The 17,503-nt window shown below is 63.5% G+C and carries 9 protein-coding genes; 2 read left to right on the top strand and 7 right to left on the bottom strand.

Annotation, left to right across the window (positions count from 1 at the left end; genetic code table 11):
- From KJP30_RS25055 to KJP30_RS07730, 5 genes are all read right to left on the bottom strand, one after another.
- On the bottom strand, positions 1 to 7,508 hold a 7,508-nt coding region (locus KJP30_RS25055), incomplete at its 3' end, for a calcium-binding protein (protein ID WP_218448465.1).
- Between the two features lie 213 nt (positions 7,509 to 7,721).
- Positions 7,722 to 8,843, bottom strand: coding sequence for an NAD/NADP octopine/nopaline dehydrogenase family protein (locus tag KJP30_RS07715; RefSeq protein ID WP_218448466.1), 1,122 nt, complete (start codon positions 8,841 to 8,843; stop codon positions 7,722 to 7,724).
- On the bottom strand, positions 8,840 to 9,916 hold the full coding sequence (locus tag KJP30_RS07720; protein WP_218448467.1) for a LacI family DNA-binding transcriptional regulator: 1,077 nt from the start codon (positions 9,914 to 9,916) through the stop codon (positions 8,840 to 8,842). Before KJP30_RS07720 ends, KJP30_RS07715 begins: the two co-directional genes overlap by 4 nt.
- Positions 9,913 to 11,898: a TRAP transporter permease gene (locus KJP30_RS07725; RefSeq protein WP_218448468.1), complete on the bottom strand. Its 1,986-nt coding sequence runs from the start codon at positions 11,896 to 11,898 to the stop codon at positions 9,913 to 9,915. Before KJP30_RS07725 ends, KJP30_RS07720 begins: the two co-directional genes overlap by 4 nt.
- 64 nt (positions 11,899 to 11,962) lie before the next feature.
- Entirely contained in the window at positions 11,963 to 13,237 is a 1,275-nt protein-coding gene (locus KJP30_RS07730) for a TAXI family TRAP transporter solute-binding subunit (RefSeq protein ID WP_343222752.1), read from the bottom strand.
- A 91-nt stretch (positions 13,238 to 13,328) separates the two neighbouring features.
- Between KJP30_RS07730 and KJP30_RS07735 the strand changes: the two genes are divergently transcribed.
- A complete protein-coding gene (locus KJP30_RS07735; protein ID WP_218448470.1) occupies positions 13,329 to 14,291 on the top strand; it encodes a glutathione S-transferase C-terminal domain-containing protein in 963 nt (320 codons plus the stop codon).
- Positions 14,284 to 15,156, top strand: coding sequence for an amidohydrolase family protein (locus KJP30_RS07740; protein ID WP_218448471.1), 873 nt, complete (start codon positions 14,284 to 14,286; stop codon positions 15,154 to 15,156). Before KJP30_RS07735 ends, KJP30_RS07740 begins: the two co-directional genes overlap by 8 nt.
- A 70-nt stretch (positions 15,157 to 15,226) precedes the next feature.
- On the opposite strand, the gene KJP30_RS07745 is transcribed toward KJP30_RS07740, so the two are convergent.
- Positions 15,227 to 16,132, bottom strand: coding sequence for an HpcH/HpaI aldolase/citrate lyase family protein (locus KJP30_RS07745; RefSeq protein WP_218448472.1), 906 nt, complete (start codon positions 16,130 to 16,132; stop codon positions 15,227 to 15,229).
- Complete coding sequence (locus tag KJP30_RS07750; protein WP_218448473.1) at positions 16,125 to 17,495, bottom strand: MmgE/PrpD family protein; 1,371 nt, start codon at positions 17,493 to 17,495, stop codon at positions 16,125 to 16,127. Before KJP30_RS07750 ends, KJP30_RS07745 begins: the two co-directional genes overlap by 8 nt.
- Positions 17,496 to 17,503: the final 8 nt, after the last annotated feature.

Raw genomic sequence — 17,503 nt, forward strand, 5'->3', positions numbered from 1 at the left:
GCGCCGCCGTCAAAGACGTTCGCATTGGCATCGCCCGACAGCACGTCATCGAAATCCGACCCGATGATGTTCTCGATATCGACAAAGCTGTCACCCGCCGCATGACCGCCAGAGGCCGTGTTGTTATACAAGCCCACTCTGACCGCCGCGTTGGACCCGGCATAGTTGGCCGTGTCGACACCCTGCCCCCCGTTCAGCGTGTCGCCCCCTTCGCCCCCGATCAGCAGGTCGCCGCCGCTGCCTCCCAAAAGCAGATCGCCCCCATCGCCGCCGTCCAGTGTATCCTCGCCAAAGGCTCCGTTGAGCGTGTCATCATCTGATCCGCCCGAAAGGCTGTCGTGGCCGTCGCCGCCATTCAGGTCGTCCGAACCGGCATCGCCGTTCAGCGTGTCGTCGCCGTCTTGCCCGGAAAGCGTGTCATTGCCCAGGCCACCGTGCAGGTCGTCGGCGCCGTCTTGGCCGCGCAACGTATCGTTGCCGTCTTCCCCGTGAAGCGTGTCATTGCCAAAGCCCCCGTCGAGGCTGTCGTTGTTGAGCCCACCAAAAAGCAGGTCCGCCCCGGCCCCGCCCAAGAGGTTGTCATCACCCTCGTCACCGCGCAGCGTATCGCTCCCGGAACCGCCGGACATATAGTCGTTGCCCAGCGCGCCAGTGATGCTGTCGTTGCCGGCCCCGCCGGACAGGGTATCGAACCCGTCCTGACCAGAGATCGTATCATTGCCCGCGTTGCCATAGACCTTGCTTTGACCCGTCGCGGCCCGCAGGTCATCCGCGCCCTCCATTCCGATAATCGTGTCGGCCCCGTTCAGACCGTCGATCGTATCGTCAAGACCCGTGCCGACAATCAGGTCGCTGCCCGTGGTGGGCGTCCCGGTCCCGGTTGCATCGATCAACCGGATCGAGACATAGCCATTGGCCGAATATCCGTCCAACACCACGAATTGCCCCGCAAACGTGCCGGTCAGGGTGAAAGAGACATCGTTGCTGGCATCGCCGTCACCGAAAACATCCAGCGTGAGAACCGTGTTCCCCGCAACCTCCGTCACGGTGAGGTTGTCATCGGCCAGTGCGCCGATCGCCGCGATCCGGATCTCGTCCTGACTGGTGAAATCAGTGATCAGATCACCGTTCATATCGGTGCCCCGGCCCTGGATCGTATCCGCTCCGGCCCCGCCCGTCAGGGTATCCAGCCCCTCACCGCCCTCAAGGAAATCATTGTCGTCGCCGCCGTTCAGGGAGTCGTCGCCATCCTCCCCGTACAGGAAATCGAACCCGGCATTCCCCAACAGCGTATCGGCATCGTCGCCCCCGCGCAGGTGGTCGCGACCGGTGCCGCCAAACAGGCTGTCATTTCCGGCGTCACCATAACCAAACGTGGTCTCGGCATTGCCCTGGATGGTGTCGTTGCCGTCTCCGCCATAAAGGTAGTTCGTGCCAGAACCGCCCTCGACGCTGTCATTGCCGCTGCCGCCGAAAAGCCGGTCGCGCCCGGCGCCCCCTTCCAGCGTATCGTCGCCGTCGTCGCCGTAGAGCGTGTCGTTGTCGTCGCCGCCTTGCAGGGTATCGTTGCCCTGCCCGCCAAAGAGCTGATCGAGGCCAAGCCCGCCGGACAGCAGATCCGATCCGGCATCCCCGACCAGCACATCCCGGTCATTGCCACCAAAAAGCTGGTCGTCGTCGTCGCCGCCGAACAGCCGGTCGTCGCCATCGCTGCCCGTCAGCGTGTCATTGCCCGCTGCGCCATATACGCTGTCACGCCCGGCCAGCGCATCGATCACGTCGGCAGAGCTGGTGCCGAACACGGTGTCATCGCCGGTGGTGACTGCCCCCGTCACCGCCCCGGGCGCAAGGCGCAGCTCTGCTGTCGGGATGCCACGCGCGGTGGGGTCGATCACAAGGTAAAAGCCTGAAGGATCGCTGAGCCCGGCAAGGCGGATCGTGTTTTCGGCGATGCCATCAAGGTCCATGTCGATGGATACGACAAGATCGCCGCCGGTCACCGCATAGGTGATGTCAGCCGTTGCAAAGCTTGTCCCCGAGGCTCCGCCCGACAGCCGGATTACATCGTCGCTGGTGAAATCGGTGATGCTGTCCTGTTCGCCAGCAATGATTCCGATCTGGAACTCATCGGCGCCGGTGCCGCCGGTCAGCGTGTCATACCCGATACCCCCGACCAGCGTGTCATTGTCCGCGCCTCCGTCCAGCAGATCGTCGCCGCTGGTGTCGGTCAGGCGATCCGCGCCCGCACCGCCGCGCTGCGTATCGTTGCCCGCGCGCCCGGAAAGCGTATCGTTCCCGTCGCCCCCAACCAGTGAGTCCGCGCCCTCGTCGCCGTCCAGCGAATCCGCCCCGCCCGCGCCGATCAGCGTGTCATCGCCACTTTGGCCATAAAGCGTGTCGCCATCCGCGCCGCCGGTCACGCTGTCGTTGCCGTCCTCGCCATAAAGTTGACCGCCGCCGTCACCGCCGTCGATGGTGTCATTGCCCGCACCGCCCTTGACCAAGTCATACTCGGCCCCGCCGGTTATGGAATCCGCGCCGGCCCCGCCAAGGATCGTATCGCTCCCATCGCCGCCGTCGATGGTATCATCCCCGATACCACCGGCCAGCATGTCGCCGTCTGCACCGCCGAACAGGCTGTCATTGCCTTCGTTTCCGAACAGGCGGTCGACACCAATCCCGCCAACCAGCGTATCGTTGCCGTCCAGCCCCACGATCGTGTCATCGCCATCCAGACCGTCGATGCTGTCACCGCTATCCGTTCCCCAGATAAAGTCGCCGCCACTGGTGGCAGACCCGGTGCCCAGCAACGCCGGAGTGACCAGCAGAACCGCTGTCTGGCTCGAGGAATAGAGACCCGCAAGCGGGACGAACCGCCCCAGCCCCGTACCACTGAAGGTCATCGTGGTCAGCTGGCTTCCGTCTCCGAGCCGGTCAAAGATCACCGTGGTGTCGATGCCGTTGTCGGAAACCGCCATCATCCCGGCATCCAGTTCGGTGCTGAACATCTGAAGCACATCGCCGACCGCAAAATCCCGGATGATATCGCCGTTGAAGTTCGAAAAAGCGCCGGTGAAGAGGTCGTCGCCGGCACCTCCGGTCATGTCGTCCACACCGCTCGACACGGACAGCGTGTCGTTGCCGCCTCCCGCATCCATCAGGCTGCCGCCGAAGGAACTCACAAGGCTGTCGTCCCCTTCACCGCCGATCAAGGTACTGTCGTCCCGTTCGGCCCGCAGCGTGTCGTTCCCGTCGCCGCCATCAAGGCTGTCGCTGCCATAGCCCCCGATCAGGCTGTCATTGCCCAGCCCGCCAACAAGCGTATCGTCGCCCGCCCCGCCGAAAAGCCTGTCATCGTCATTGCCACCGTCGAGAATGTCGTTACCGTCTTCGCCCTGCAAGGTGTCGAGACCAGCGCCGCCGAGCAGGCTGTCACCGCCGGTGCCGCCGATCAGCTGATCGTTGCCCGAACCGCCGTCCAGCGTATCGTCACCCTCTTCGCCGTACAGCAGATCGGCATCGTCCCCACCAGATATGTCGTCATTGCCGGTGCCGCCAAAGACCGTATCAAGGCCCAGCCCTCCCAAGATCACGTCGTCAAGGCCGCCACCAAAAAGCCGGTCATTCCCGGCCTCACCGGACAGCGTGTCCGACCCGTCCAAACCGGCGATCACATCGTTGCCGTCCAGCCCGGAGATCGAGTCGTCCGACAGCGTGCCAAGCAGCAGATCATCCCCGGTGGTCGCGGTGCCGGAACCGGTGAATGGGGCGACGACGATGTCGTAATTCGTTGGGCCGGACACACCGAACAACGCCAGAAGTGTTCCGCCAAAATCGATCCCCTGCAAGGTGAATTGCCGGATGTATTGGCCCGTTCCATACAGGTCGACTGTCACAAAAGTATCGACGCCGTCATTGGTGATCGTCATCTCGGTCGCGGTGCTCAACCCATCCAACCGGATCGTATCCTCGACGCCGAAATCTGTGATGACCGCGTTATTCAAAGAAGTATCGCGCGAACGCCCGTAAAAGACATCCGCCCCGGCACCGCCGGTCAGCGTGTCGGCGACCCCGCCGACGAGGGTGTCGTTTCCATCGCCCCCTTCAAGCAGGTCCAGAACGGAATTGCTTCCGCTGATGCTGTCATCTCCGGACCCGCCCTGCATGGTGTTGTTGCCGTATTCGGCGCTCAGGGTGTCATTGCCTTCGCCCCCGACAAGGGTGTTGTTGCCGCGGCCACCGCCGAGGAAGTCATTGCCAAGCCCACCGTCCAGACTGTCGTCGCCAAAGTTCCCTTGCAGGTTGTCATTGCCTTCGTCGCCAAAGATGGTGTCGTTGAGACTGGCGCCCGACAGCGTGTCGTTCCCCTCGCCGCCATAGATCCAGTTTTCGCCACCGGAATCGCTGATACGGTCGGATTCGTCGCCACCGCGCAGCGTGTCGTTTCCGCTGCCTCCGTAAAGGGTATCGCGGCCCAATCCGCCGTCCAGCAGGTTGTTGCCGGACAGACCGTACATCTGGTCGGCTCCGTCGCCGCCCCACAATGTGTCATTGCCAGCGCCCGCGTAAAGCCGGTCATTGCCCGCATCGCCGTGCAGTTCGTCGTCGTCGCCGCCGCCCTGCATGTAGTCGTTGTCGGCACCGCCAAACAAGGTGTCGTTGCCACCTTCGCCGTTGATGTTGTCAGCACCCGAACCGCCATAGATCTCGTCGTTGCCGTCACGGCCGTAAAGCGCATCGTTGTTGCCGAAGCCAAAGATCACGTCACCATCGACGCCACCCGACAGGTTGTTGAAATTGTCATCTCCCAGCAGAACCTGACCGCTGGCCTGCACCAGCAGGATTTCGGTCGCTGTGGCGCTGCGGCCCGGAACGGTGACCCCGGACCGGGTGATGAAAGTGCCGGTAAAGACCCCCCGCAAGGTAAAGGCCACATCGGTCTGACTGTCGCCCCAGAGATCCAGCTCGATGGTCGTGTCGACGCCGTTGTTGGACACCGTGACCGCAGACAGATCAAAGGTGCGGTCCAAAACCCGGATGCGTTCAAAGGCTTCGTAATCGGTGATGACGTCACCGTTCAGTTCGTCGGTGGTGGCCTCATACTGATCCAGCCCGGCACCCCCGGTCATGGTGTCATAGCCAAGGCCGCCGATCAGCAGGTCATCCCCCGCGCCGCCGAACAGTTCGTCGGTGTCTGCACCGCCCCGGAGGATGTCTGCCTCAAGGCCGCCCAGCAAACTGTCGGATCCGGCCCCACCCAGCAGCGTGTCGCTGCCGTCATCGCCTTGCAGCGTGTCATTCCCGTCGTCGCCGGCGACCACATCGTCATTGTCACCGCCCGAAACGGAATCCGCGCCAAGACCGCCGAACAGGCGGTCATTGCCAATACCGCCGATGATCGTATCACCACCATCCGCGCCCAACACGGTGTCATTCCCGGCCAGCGCGTCGATCAGTTCAGCAAGACCGGTGCCAGTCAGCCAATCGCTGCTGTTGGTGGCCGCGCCGCCCGCCGGGGGCGCGATGATCACGTCCGTCGTACCTGCGACGCCCAGTTCGGCCAACGCCACAATGTCCGTGATCACTCCGTCCAAGGTGATCGTGATATCGTCGGCGGGATCGTTGTTCGCACCGATGTCGACGGTGATCTCGGTGTTGCCCGCCACGTGGGTCACGGTCACGTCCGAGTCAAGCAACACGCCCGGCAGGCGCAGCACGTCACCCTGACTGAAATCCGTGATCCGGTCGCCGTCCAGTTCGGTCGCGGAGCCGCTGAAAGTGTCGTTGCCGGTGCCACCGGTCAACGTGTCCAGCCCCAGCCCGCCGATCATCGAGTCGGCGCCCGCACCGCCGATCAGGCTGTCGTCACCAGCATCGCCAAACAACTGGTCGCCGCTGTCGCCGCCGTCCAGCGTATCAGACCCCTCACCGCCATAGAGGTAATCAAATGATGCATCGCCAAACAGGCTGTCGTTGTCCGCCCCACCGTACAGCCGGTCGAAGGACTCTCCGCCTCGCAGAACATCCGCGCCGTCGTCGCCGTACAGTGTATCGGCCCCGTCATCGCCCCAAAGGCTGTCATTTTCAGTGCCGCCGCTGAGGTAATCGTTGCCGTCCCCTCCGACCAGTTGATCCAGCCCTTCGCCGCCCGTCAGAAAGTCATTCCCACCATCGCCCCAAAGGCTGTCGGCACCGTCGCCGCCGTACAGGAAATCACGGTGCTCCCCGCCAATCAGCTGGTCGTCGCCCGCTTCGCCCAGCAGCGTGTCCTGATCGGCATTGCCGAAAAGCGTGTCATTCCCGCCTTCGCCAAACAACGAGTCGTTGCCGTCCCCGCCCGAGATCTGGTCCCCGTCGTCAAAGCCATACAGCGAGTCATTCCCCGCCCCGCCGAACAGAAAGTCGACACCTTCGCCGCCGGACATCCCGTCATTGCCCGCGCCGCCGTAAAGGACATCGCGCCCGGCCCAGCCATAGATCACGTCGTCGCCTTGCCCGCCCCAGACGGTGTCGTCCCCGATCCAGCCACTCAGCAGGTCGTCGCCCGCATCGCCCGAGATCTGGTCGTCGCCACTGTCCCCCAGAAGACTGTCGTTCCCGTCGCCGCCTTGCAGGATGTCATTCCCGTCGAACCCGCGCAGAAGATCCGCACCCAGACCACCGATCAACAAATCGTTGCCAGCGCCGCCTTCGCTGCTGTCGTCGCCGTCACCGCCAAGAACAAGGTCCGCGCCATCCCCCCCATTCAGGGTATCGGCCCCCAGACCACCCGCGAACCGTTCGTCGGCCGCGGTGCCGGTCAGGCTGTCATCGCCAACCGTCCCCGGCACCAAGGTGCGCCCGGCATCCAGCGTCACCGCCGTGAATCCTTCGCCTGCGAAAACCAGCAGGCCCGCGCTGAGCGTCCCGGTAAAGGTCAACGTCAGATCCGGCAGCCCGTCGGCATCCAGATCCACCTCCATCAGGGTGTTGCCACCCGCCACCGAAAGGGTCACGTCCGAGGCATCAAAACTTGCCCCCTGAACAACGAGAGAGTCGAGCGCCTGAAAATCACCGATGGTGTCGCCATCCAGATCCGCGGCCGTGCCGACAAAAAGATCAGCGCCCGCACCACCCAACAGGCTGTCCGCCCCGGCGCCGCCCAGCAGCAGGTCATCGCCCGCCTGCCCCAGCAGATCATCATCGCCAATGCCGCCTTCGAGACGGTCGCTTTCATCCCCGCCGGTCAGCAGATCCTCACCCTCGCCGCCGAACAACGTGTCCAGACCGGTGCCGCCGCCTAGCGCGTCATTGCCGTCCTCGCCAAGCAGGATGTCGTTCCCTGCATCGCCATAAAGGATGTCATTGTCCGCGCCGCCCAACAGCGCGTCGTTCTCGTCGCCGCCGGACAGAGTGTCATTGCCTTCATAGCCGTAGAGGGTATCGGATCCGCCCAGACCGGAAATCGAATCCGCGGAAGATGTCCCCGGCAGTGCGTTCGCACCGCCATCGCCTGTAATCACAGCCATGTTCAGTCCACTCGAAAAAATTTCAACGAGTTTATTCAAAAACTGAATATGGCATCAACCTTTGCGGCCCGGCGGCTCATGAAATGGTTAACAAAGCCACCGCCCGCTGTGGCAAATCCAGCGCAGTAGCGTCTGCCAACCTTCGGGCCAATGATAAAAGTCCCCCGGCAAAAAGCCGGGGGACAGGGACAAATCGATCAAGGCCCGCAGGTGTCAGCCTTCGCGCACAAAGCGGATCATCTCTTGCGCGGTCATGTCCTCCAACCCAAGACGGGCAAGCGTCACGCCCTCTGTCCAGGACGACATGCCGACAAGCGCATCCATGATGTCAACCAACCCGCGATGCAGCGGCGCCGGATGGCCAAGCGCTTCTGCCAAGAGGACAAAAGGCACATGGGCATGGGGGATGTCCCAGCGCATCCATGCCTTCCAGACATCCGCGGGCAGCGGCGGCAGATCACGGTAAAAGGGCACTTCGGCCACAAGATCCCCCAGCGCCTTGGGTTCCAACCCATAGATCCGGGCGACCTGCTCGGCCACGCTGGGGCACGGCACGTCCAGCGTCGCGGCGACGGCAGGGCGTTCGCCATCCAGCGCCTCGGTCATGCGCATCGCGTTTTCCGTATTGCCCGTCCCGTAAAAGCTGACCTTTTCGCCGCGCGCGCCCGCCCGGTCGAAGTACCCAATATTGACCAGCGCGATGCCCGGATGGATCAGGAAGTTCATACCGGAAAGGTTGGAATGCAACACGTCACGGGCCATGTCGAAACTATGAAAGATCCGCGCCAGTTGAACCCGGGCCACATCGCTGCGGTTGGACGGAAAGGCGGCAACCAGAACGTTCCGGCGCAGGGTATGCGGCGTAATGGTCGCCCCGTCGCGACCGGCAGCGATCGAGGGCGTCACCCCTTCGGTCAGGATCACACCGGTTTTGCCCGCATCGCGCAGCAATCCCGCGACCCGCAACGAAGGCCAGTAGCCATGCGTATTGATATGCACCACCTGCCCCTCTTCAAGATGGGGAACAAGGTCGCGGAACCGCCGTTCGACGTCATCACCGGTGACATCCAGAACCACCAGCGCCGCCCCCTTGACCGCTTCGGCCGGAGAGCCGGTCACGATCCGCGGCGTCGCCAGCCCGGTCTGGCCCGATTTGGTCTGGTCGCTGGGCTCCAGCACCGTCAGCCCCCCGGCAGCCTTGGCGGCCTCGGCCAGGTCCTGCTGGTCGGGCCAAAGGAATAGCCGGGCCTCTTCGCCCGCAAGGGTGAGGTCCGCCGCCATGATCGAGCCGATGTTGAGGGGGGAATTGCCGATGATGGCGATATGGCCTGTCATGCCACGGGTCCTTTCGAGAGTATGTCCGTTTCGTCGATGTCGCCCGGCAACAGCGGCACCGCCCGGGTGCTGCCGCGCTGAACGAAACGACAGCTTTCCAGCGTCACGCTGCCTGCCTGAGACAGGCCGCGATCCGGTGTTTCAAGAATGTCGCAAACCTTGCCGATCAACCGGTTGATCGGCTGGTGGATCGTGCTGAGCCCATAACCCTCCCATGCGGCCATGGGCACGTTGTCAAAGCCGATGACGGCAATATCGTCCGGAACACGGCGCCCCAGCCGCGACCGCAGCGCATCCAGCGCACCACAGGCCATGGCATCGTTGCAGGCATAGATCGCTTCGGTCTTGGGCGCCTCTTCCATGATGCGCAGGGCGGCATCGCGCCCGCCGCTGTAGGTATAATCCCCCGGCACCTGCGCCATCAGGTCGATCCCGTGTTCATCCAGCCGGTGCCGAAATCCGCCCCGACGCATACGGGTGGTCCAGTGGCCAGCCCGGCCGGTGATCATGCTGATGCGCCGGTGCCCGCCTTCGACAAGCACATCGGCCGCGCGCCGCGCCCCCGCCTGAAGATCACCACAGATGGAAATCGCGCGGCTGTCTTCGGCGACCCGGTTCAACAGGATCAGCGGGGTTTCCGCCTCGACGCAGCGTCGGATCGCCAGATCCGACACCGGCAATACGGTCACGACGACCGCCGCCACCTGATAGGCCAAAGCCACCTGAACCAGTTCATCCGCCGCATCGGGCGTCAGTTCGGATTTCAGCAACAATGGCATCTTGCCCAACCCGGTCAGCCCGCCTGTCAGCGCCTCAATCAAGGCGGGCTGAAACGGGTTGGCGAAATCGGCGGTCAGAACCGCGATCATGTCGCTGGTCCGGGTCTGCAACATCCGCGCCAGTTGATTGGGCGCATAGCCCAGTTCGCGCGCGGCCTGCATGACCCGGTCACGGGTGTCCTTGCGCACTGTGTCTGCCTCGGAAAAGCAGCGCGAGACCGTCGCGCGGGACACCCCTGCCAAACGCGCAACATCGGTGGAGGTGGCCGTTTTGCGGATGGTCTTGTCGCTCATGTCTGGACCCTCCGCACAAGGCGCGGAGCCATCTGCATCACCAGCGCCAGCAGGATGCAAGCCACGGCCCCCGCGAGAAAGCTGTTGCCGCTGATACCGCCAAAGTTTTCGCCCCCCGGCACCAACATCAGCAAGCCCGCCGCAAAAAGTGCCGCCCGGATCGGCCATTGGAACAGGCTGCCCCCGCCCAGTCTGCCAAAGCCCAGAAGGTAGCCCTGCAAGGCCGATGACAGCAGCAACACACCGATGATCGCCGAGCCCAGCACGGACAGGATCTCGGGCAGGCTGCCCTGGCCGATCAGCGCCGGATTGAGGACAAAGAAGAACGGGATGAAATAGATGATGGTGCCAAGCCGCATCGCCTCCAGCCCGGTTTTCATCGAAGACGATCCGCTGATTGGCGCTGCCGCGAAGGCGGCAAAGGCGATGGGCGGCGTGATGTAAGAGATCATTCCCCAGTAGAGCATGAACATATGGATCGCCAGAACGTTCAGCCCGCTTTCCGTAAGCGCCGGGGCAAGGGCAATGGCAAGGAACAGATAGGCGGCGCTGATCGTCATGCCCATGCCAAGGATCATGCTGGTCAAGGCCCCGGCCAACAGCAGGACCAAGGTGTTGTCCCCTGCCATCGCAATCAGGTCATAGGCCAGCGAACCGACCTTGCCGGTCAACACAAGCGCCCCCAGCAACAGGCCGACGCCGGCCAGAATGGTCGCGATCTCGACAAAGAGCCGCCCGCAGGCCACGGCGAATTCACCCAGATCGGCCCAGCCCCAGCGGCGCGCCGGGTTGAACTGGTTCAGCGCGATCAGGGCCAGCGTGGCATAAAACGGCGCACGGGATTCCTGCTTCAGGAAGAACAGCAGCCAGACCAGCAGAACCAGCGCCAAAAGAAAGTACCACCCTTCGCGCAGAACCCGGCCAAGACGCGGCAGTTCTTCGCGCGGGAAACCGACCAGCCCTTTGCGCGCGGCCATCGCATCAATTTGCAGGAAAAGCCCGAGGAAAAACAGAAAGGAGGGGATGATCGCGGCCAGCGCGATGGTCTGGTACGAAATCTCGAGGTAAGTGGCCATGATGAAGGCCGTGGCCCCCATAACCGGCGGCATCAGGACCCCCCCGGTCGACGCGCAGGCCTCGATCGCACCAGCGGTCACGGCGGGAAACCCCACTTTGCGCATGGCGGGAATGGTCATCGAGCCGGTGGTGACGACATTGGTTACCGGGCTGCCACTGATCGACCCCATCAGCCCGCTGGACAGAACGGCCACTTTGGCCGGGCCGCCGCGCGTGCCGCCGAGGATGGCAAAAGACAGATCGATAAAGAACTGCCCCGCGCCGGTCTTTTGCAGGGCGACACCGAACAACAGGAACCCGATCACGATATTGACCAGAGCCTGCATCGGAACGCCGATCAGGCTTTCGGTGCCGAACAGGTGATATTGCGCGGTTTCCAGCAGGGTGCTGCCCGGAACCTGAAACAGACCCAGAAAGGACGCGCTGCCGAACCACGGGTAAAAGCTGGCAACGGCGACAACCGCAAAGACCGCAAGCCCCGCCGCACGGCGCGTGGCCTCCAGCATCAGGAACCAGACCCCCAGCGCCATCCACAGTGCCCAATCCGGCGCGAGGTAGTCCCAGCCGTAGTCAAAGATTGTCCGCGTTTGAAAGGTGCAGACCGCCCCGGCCACGAAAAACAGCACAAAAAGCAGCGCGTCGTACCATGGCACGCGGTCACGGGCCGCGCCGGAATGGGCGGGGAACAGGATAAAGACCAGCGGACAAAGCAGCGTCAGAGCCGCATAGAAATAGACCGCCTGAATCGGGATGTAGCCGACGTAGAGTCCAAGGTTGAACACCATGTAGACGACCATCGCGACACAGGCGACGGCGGACAGTGCAACCACGGCCCGCCATCCGGTCGAAAGGCTACGTTGGCGGCCCTGTTCTGGAACGGGGGCGGAGGGGGCGGTATCGGTCATCGGCTGCAACCTCGGAAAAAACCGGCCCGGTCCAAGACCGGGCCGCAGTCGGGGGGAGAATGGTTTAGTAGTTCCAGACGTCGTCATAGACGACGGCCAGGCCGGCTTCTCGCAGGTGACGCGCGCGGATCTCGGACCACTTCGCGGCGAATTCCGCCTCATCACCCGGCACGTCGCCGGCGTTCAGCTCTTGCCAAGCGGCGGCCAGCACGTCCTGCCGCTTGAGCAGCATGTCATGATGCGCCTGCGCGTCGTCGTCCCAGACACCCTTTTCCTTGAAGTAACGGATAGCCCCGTCATGCCAGGGCCACGCCTGCTGCATGCGCTGTTTTTCAAAGGCATAGCCCTTGGCCCGCGGAAAGGCCGTGGCCATTTCCTCGGCGTGCAGGTCCATCGCCTTGACCAGCCCGTAAACCGCATCCTCGGACAGGTCCGGCAGCGCGAGGTATTCCGGGTAACCGTAGCCGTTGATCTCTACGCATTCACCTTCGGGAATACCGATACCCTGGCAGATCTCGGCTTTCTGAATGTAGGGGGCCACAGCGCTCAGACGCGCCCAGCCTTCGGCGTCGTCATGGGCCGTCGGCGGCCAGAAGATACCGCGCGGCGAATTGGCCAGACGTTCGACGCTGGGCGAGGTGGTGTTTGCGGCGGCGATGTCGGCCTGCCCGTTGATCAGCGCCTCTTGGCCAGCGGACCACGAAGACACCGGCACCCGAACGACATCGTCCCAGGTCAGGCCCGCAAAGGCCAGCGAAGCCTCGACGACCTTGGCGGATGCGGCGCTGCCCTGCACCACGGCAACCCGCTTACCCTTGGCATCGGCCCATGTCTTGATGCCGCTGTCAGCCGTTACAGCCGCGCCATTGCCCGGATTGGTTTCGTTATAGGACACGATGCGCAGACGCTGCGGACCATAGCCTTTCTTGGCAAAGATAAAGGCACCTTCCTGCGCGAAATAGCCGTCGCTGCCGGTGGTGACGATATCCGCCTTGCCCGAGAACAGCGGCAACATCCGGGAGAACCCGTTGCGAACAGGAATGACCTGCAACTTGGTGCCGTAGTGGTTTTCCAGAACCTTCCCGATCGCGATCGACTCGGCATAGACGATCGACTGGCTGTCATAGCTTGCCCAGGTCATCTGCTTTGGCAGAGGCACCTCATCGGCTCCTGCCACGGCCGGCAGCGCAGCCATGAGGGCGGCGGTAAGAATACGGTCGATTTTCATGTTTTTACTCCCTGAAGGTCCCGAACCGGTGGCCGACTCGACGATACATCTGATGCTGACACAGCCAATGTACACGTGTCCATAGCCGTGAAAAACTTTCATAACCGGCATATTTTCTATCCTTTACTTACATTTATGATACCAAAGCCCGGAGCGCGTAGAAATCGTGTTCATCTTTGGCGCTGCAAAGGAGGCCAGCCTAATGGGGCAACTCGTCAACGGGAAATGGGTCGGCGGAAGCGACCGTCAGATCGGCGCCTCTGGCTGGGAACCGCGCAACGAAGGGTTCCGGGACCGGGTTTCTTCCGACGGGTCAACCCCCTACCCGGCCGTCGCCGGACGGTACCTGCTGGTCGAATGCCCCGGCTGCCCGCTGGCACAGCGCGTGTCGATGCTGCATCGGATGAAGCGGCTGGAAAAGGTCGTCCCCACGGTCGCCGTCCTGCCGGTAATGGGCGAACACGGGCGAGAGTTCTTTCGCGAAGCGCCCGGACAACCAGAGCCGCTGACCGGCTTTCGATATCTGTACGAAGCCTATCTTGCCAGCGATCCAGCCTATACCGGTCGCGCCTCGACCCCGATTCTGTTCGACCTCGACCAAGGGCGCATCCTGTCAAACAACACCCGTGACATCTTTGCGATGTTCGACCGCGCCTTTGACGCCCTTACAGAAGTGCATAACAGCCTGCTGCCCCCGGCCCTGACCGGACAGATCACCGCCGTGATGGACGAGATCTATTCCGGGGTTACGTCGGCGGTCTACAAATGCGGCTTTGCCCGCGAACAATCGGTCTATGACACGGCACTGCGTCAACTGGAAAACGCGTTGGACCGGTGGGAGGCGCATCTCGCGCAGAACCGATGGCTGTTGGGGAACAACATGACCGAGGCGGATTTCATGCTTTACACCTCGCTCGCCCGATATGACGCCATCTACATCCCGCTGTTCCGGACCACAACGCGCCGGATCGCCGATATGCCCGCGCTCAGCGGGTTTCTTGCACGGGTCCACCAATTGCCGGGCGTTGCAGGCACTTTCGATCTGCACGCCTGCATGACCCATTATTTCCGGTCGCATCTGCACATCAATCCGACCGGTCTCATCCCTGCGCCCCCGGCCCTTGACTGGCTGAGCGCACCCGACAAGGAGAGCCGGCATGCCTGACACCGCGACCGCCCCCGTTGAAACCACACTCCGCCCCTTTGGCGACACCCTCGCAGGCTGCGACTGTCATGCGCATATGATCGGCGACGATCCGGCCTTTCCGCTGTCGCCGCAACGGGCCGAAGATCCCGCGCCCGGCCCGCTGGATTTCTGGCTGGACCAATACCGCGCGCACCTCGCGACGCTTGGACTGACACGGGGAGTCATCGTCCATTCAATGCTCTACGGGTTGGACAATGCCATCACCGCCGAGGCGGTCCGCCGTCTGGGGCGGGACAATTTCCGCGCCGTGGGCCTTGTGGATGGCGATGTCAGCGAACAACAACTCGATGATATGGCCGAAGCAGGCTTTCGCGGCGTCCGTCTGAACTATGTCCACGGCGGCGTTCTGGATTGGGCCGGCACCGTTGCCCTGGCCCCGCGCTTGAACGCGCGCGGAATGCATGTGCAGATCCTCCTGCACAGCGATCAACACATGGCAGAGCTTGCGCCCGGATTGACCCGACTGGGCTGTGACGCGGTCATCGACCATATGGGGTGGCCCGACATGGCCGCAGGCCCCGGCGAAACGGGGTTCGAACAACTGCTGTCCCTGCTGGGCGATGGTCGGATCTGGCTCAAACTGTCTGGGCTGTACCGGTTCACCGATGCCCCGCATGATGCGGCAGATGCCTTTGTCGAACGCGCCCTGACCGCCAATCCCGACAGGTGCATCTGGGGCAGCGACTGGCCTTTCATCATGTTGGGAGGCGTGCGGCGCCCACAGGTAGGCGACCTTGCCAAGGCCCTGCTGCGCGCCATCCCGGACCAAAACCTGCGGCAGGCAGTGCTTGGCGACAACCCGACACGGCTGTTCGGGTTCTGAACCGCACATCGCCGGACCGCCTTGCCCAAGGGGACAGGTGATCCGGCGGCCAATTCTAAGAAACGTCGGCTCAGCCCGCCTCTCGGGAACGGCAAAGCTCGGCCCGGCGCAATTGCGCCTCGGCCCGCTGTGCGACCGGCAGATCGACCATGCGCCCCTGAACGGAAATGGCTCCGACACCCTGCGCCCTGGCCTCTTCGAACCTGGCCACGATTTCCCTGGCCAATGCGATTTCCGCATCTCCGGGCGAAAAGGCTGCGTTCAGCGGGGCAAGCTGGGACGGATGGATCGCAAAGCCCCCCTCGAACCCCAGGCGAGAGGACTTCTTCAACATCTTGGCAAAGGCATCGATGTCGCGGAACCCGGCGATGCTGCCGGCATAGCCCAAGGCCGCGATACCGGCGGCCTTGGCCGCTATGGCGACCTGCTGGCTTGGATACAGCAGACTGTCCCAATCCGGCTCCATCCCCATTTCGCGGGCGAAATCCTCGGTCCCGAGGTTGATTGCCCGCAACCGCGGATGCGCCAACGCGATGGATCGCGCCTCATGCAGGCCAAGTGGCGTTTCGATCAATGCGATCAGCGCGGTATGTCGGCCCGGGGGTTCCAGCGCTGCAAGCTGGTCGGCGATGTCACGGATCTGCGCGGCGCTTTCAACCTTGGGCACAATGACAATATCCGCCCCGGCCGCAACCGCGGCCGCCAGATCGGCGCGCTGCATTTCGGCGGGCGAATTGATCCGCACCGCCACCTCTTTGCCCGCCGCTGCCAGAACCGGCGCGCTTTCAAGAATGCACTTGCGGGCCAGCGCCTTGGCATCCGGCGGCACCGCGTCCTCGAGGTCGAGGATCACCACATCCGCCGCGCTGCGGGCCGCTTTGGCCGCCAGCGCCGGCTGGTGCCCCGGCGTATAGAGCAGTGAGCGCCACAGCATCTCTGTGGCGCCACCCTTCACCAAAAGCCCGGCCTCAGGCATGGCCGACCTGAGACAGCATGCCGGTATCGGCAAGCGCGGTCGCGCCATCAACGCTCAGGAAGGCCTGTGCGAGATCGGTGGAACACCCGCAATCCGCGACTTTGCGCAGCAGTTGTTCGCGCGTCATGGGCAGCGAAACGCCGCCGGGGACATGTTCGACCACCTCTTCCAGAACGCGACCATCGGTCAGCGTCACCACGATGCGTTCCGGGGTCGAAGGACCGATGTCCCCGGCGTCGCCCTTGGGCAGGTCATAGAGGTCCAGAACCACGTCCTGCGTCATGCGGACACGGGTGGCATCCGTAAAGCGATGCTCGCGGAAATCCTCGGGCGAGACATGGCCGATCAGCAGGCCGACAACCACACAATAGCTGACCGAGAAACGCGCCTCGGCATCGTTTGTGGGCACAAAGAACCCGGCCACCCGGTGGAAGGGCTCTGGCATCCGGACCGTGATCGACGCGATCTCGTCGCCCGCCCGAAGCCGTTTGTGCAGACGTTCCGCCGCTGCGATGGGGCGGTGCGTGTAGGCGCAGCTGGGCCAAAGCTTGCGAATGACGGGAAATTTCTCCAGCGCGCGACCGGGCTGCATGGTGCACAGCACGTCGTCGAACCCGGCGGCATCTTCGCCGCCATAAAGGCTGGCGAAACCATATTTGCCGTGCCACAGACGGTTGTTCGCCGTCGCACCGGCCCGCGCCAAAAGCGCCGCCTGAACACCGGCCTGCGCAGCCAGACCAGCGTGCAACGCCTTGGCATCGCTACCGAACTGCATCTTGAGACCCGCGGCAGAGCTGGCCGCCAGCGCCATCGCGTTCGACATCTGCCCCGCCGACAGGCCAAGCGCGCGGGACGCCGCCGCCGCCGCGCCCACCGGCCCCAACGTCGAGGTCGAATGCCAACCGATGTCATAGTGGCGATAGCCCATGGCCATGCCCATCCAGATGATCGCCTCATACCCGACGATCCAGGCATCACAGATCTGGTCAACGGTCATCGGAACGACCCCGGCCAGCGCAAACAGGGCGCTGTAGATCGGGGCGCTGGCATGGCTGGACCCCGAAAGCTCGTAGTCATCGAAGTCGATGGCATGGGCACGGGCACCATTAACCAGCGCCGCGCCCGTCAGGGACAACTTCTGTCCGCCGCCGACAGGCATCACGCTGCCGTCCTGCTGACCGAAAAGCGCGGCCTCGACAGCTGCAACGGGCTGCTGCTCTTGCGTACCCACGACCGTACAGGCGAGGGTATCGACCAGCGTGAACCGGGCTTCGGCCCGGTCCTGATCGGCCATCCGAAGGTCCGATTGCGTGGCCCATTCGGCGAAACGCTCGGAGAAGGTCTGAGCGAGGGGTTTCAACATTTGCCTAT

The sequence above is a fragment of the Antarctobacter sediminis genome, from assembly GCF_019218285.1.
GTDB classification, from domain to species: domain Bacteria; phylum Pseudomonadota; class Alphaproteobacteria; order Rhodobacterales; family Rhodobacteraceae; genus Antarctobacter; species Antarctobacter sediminis.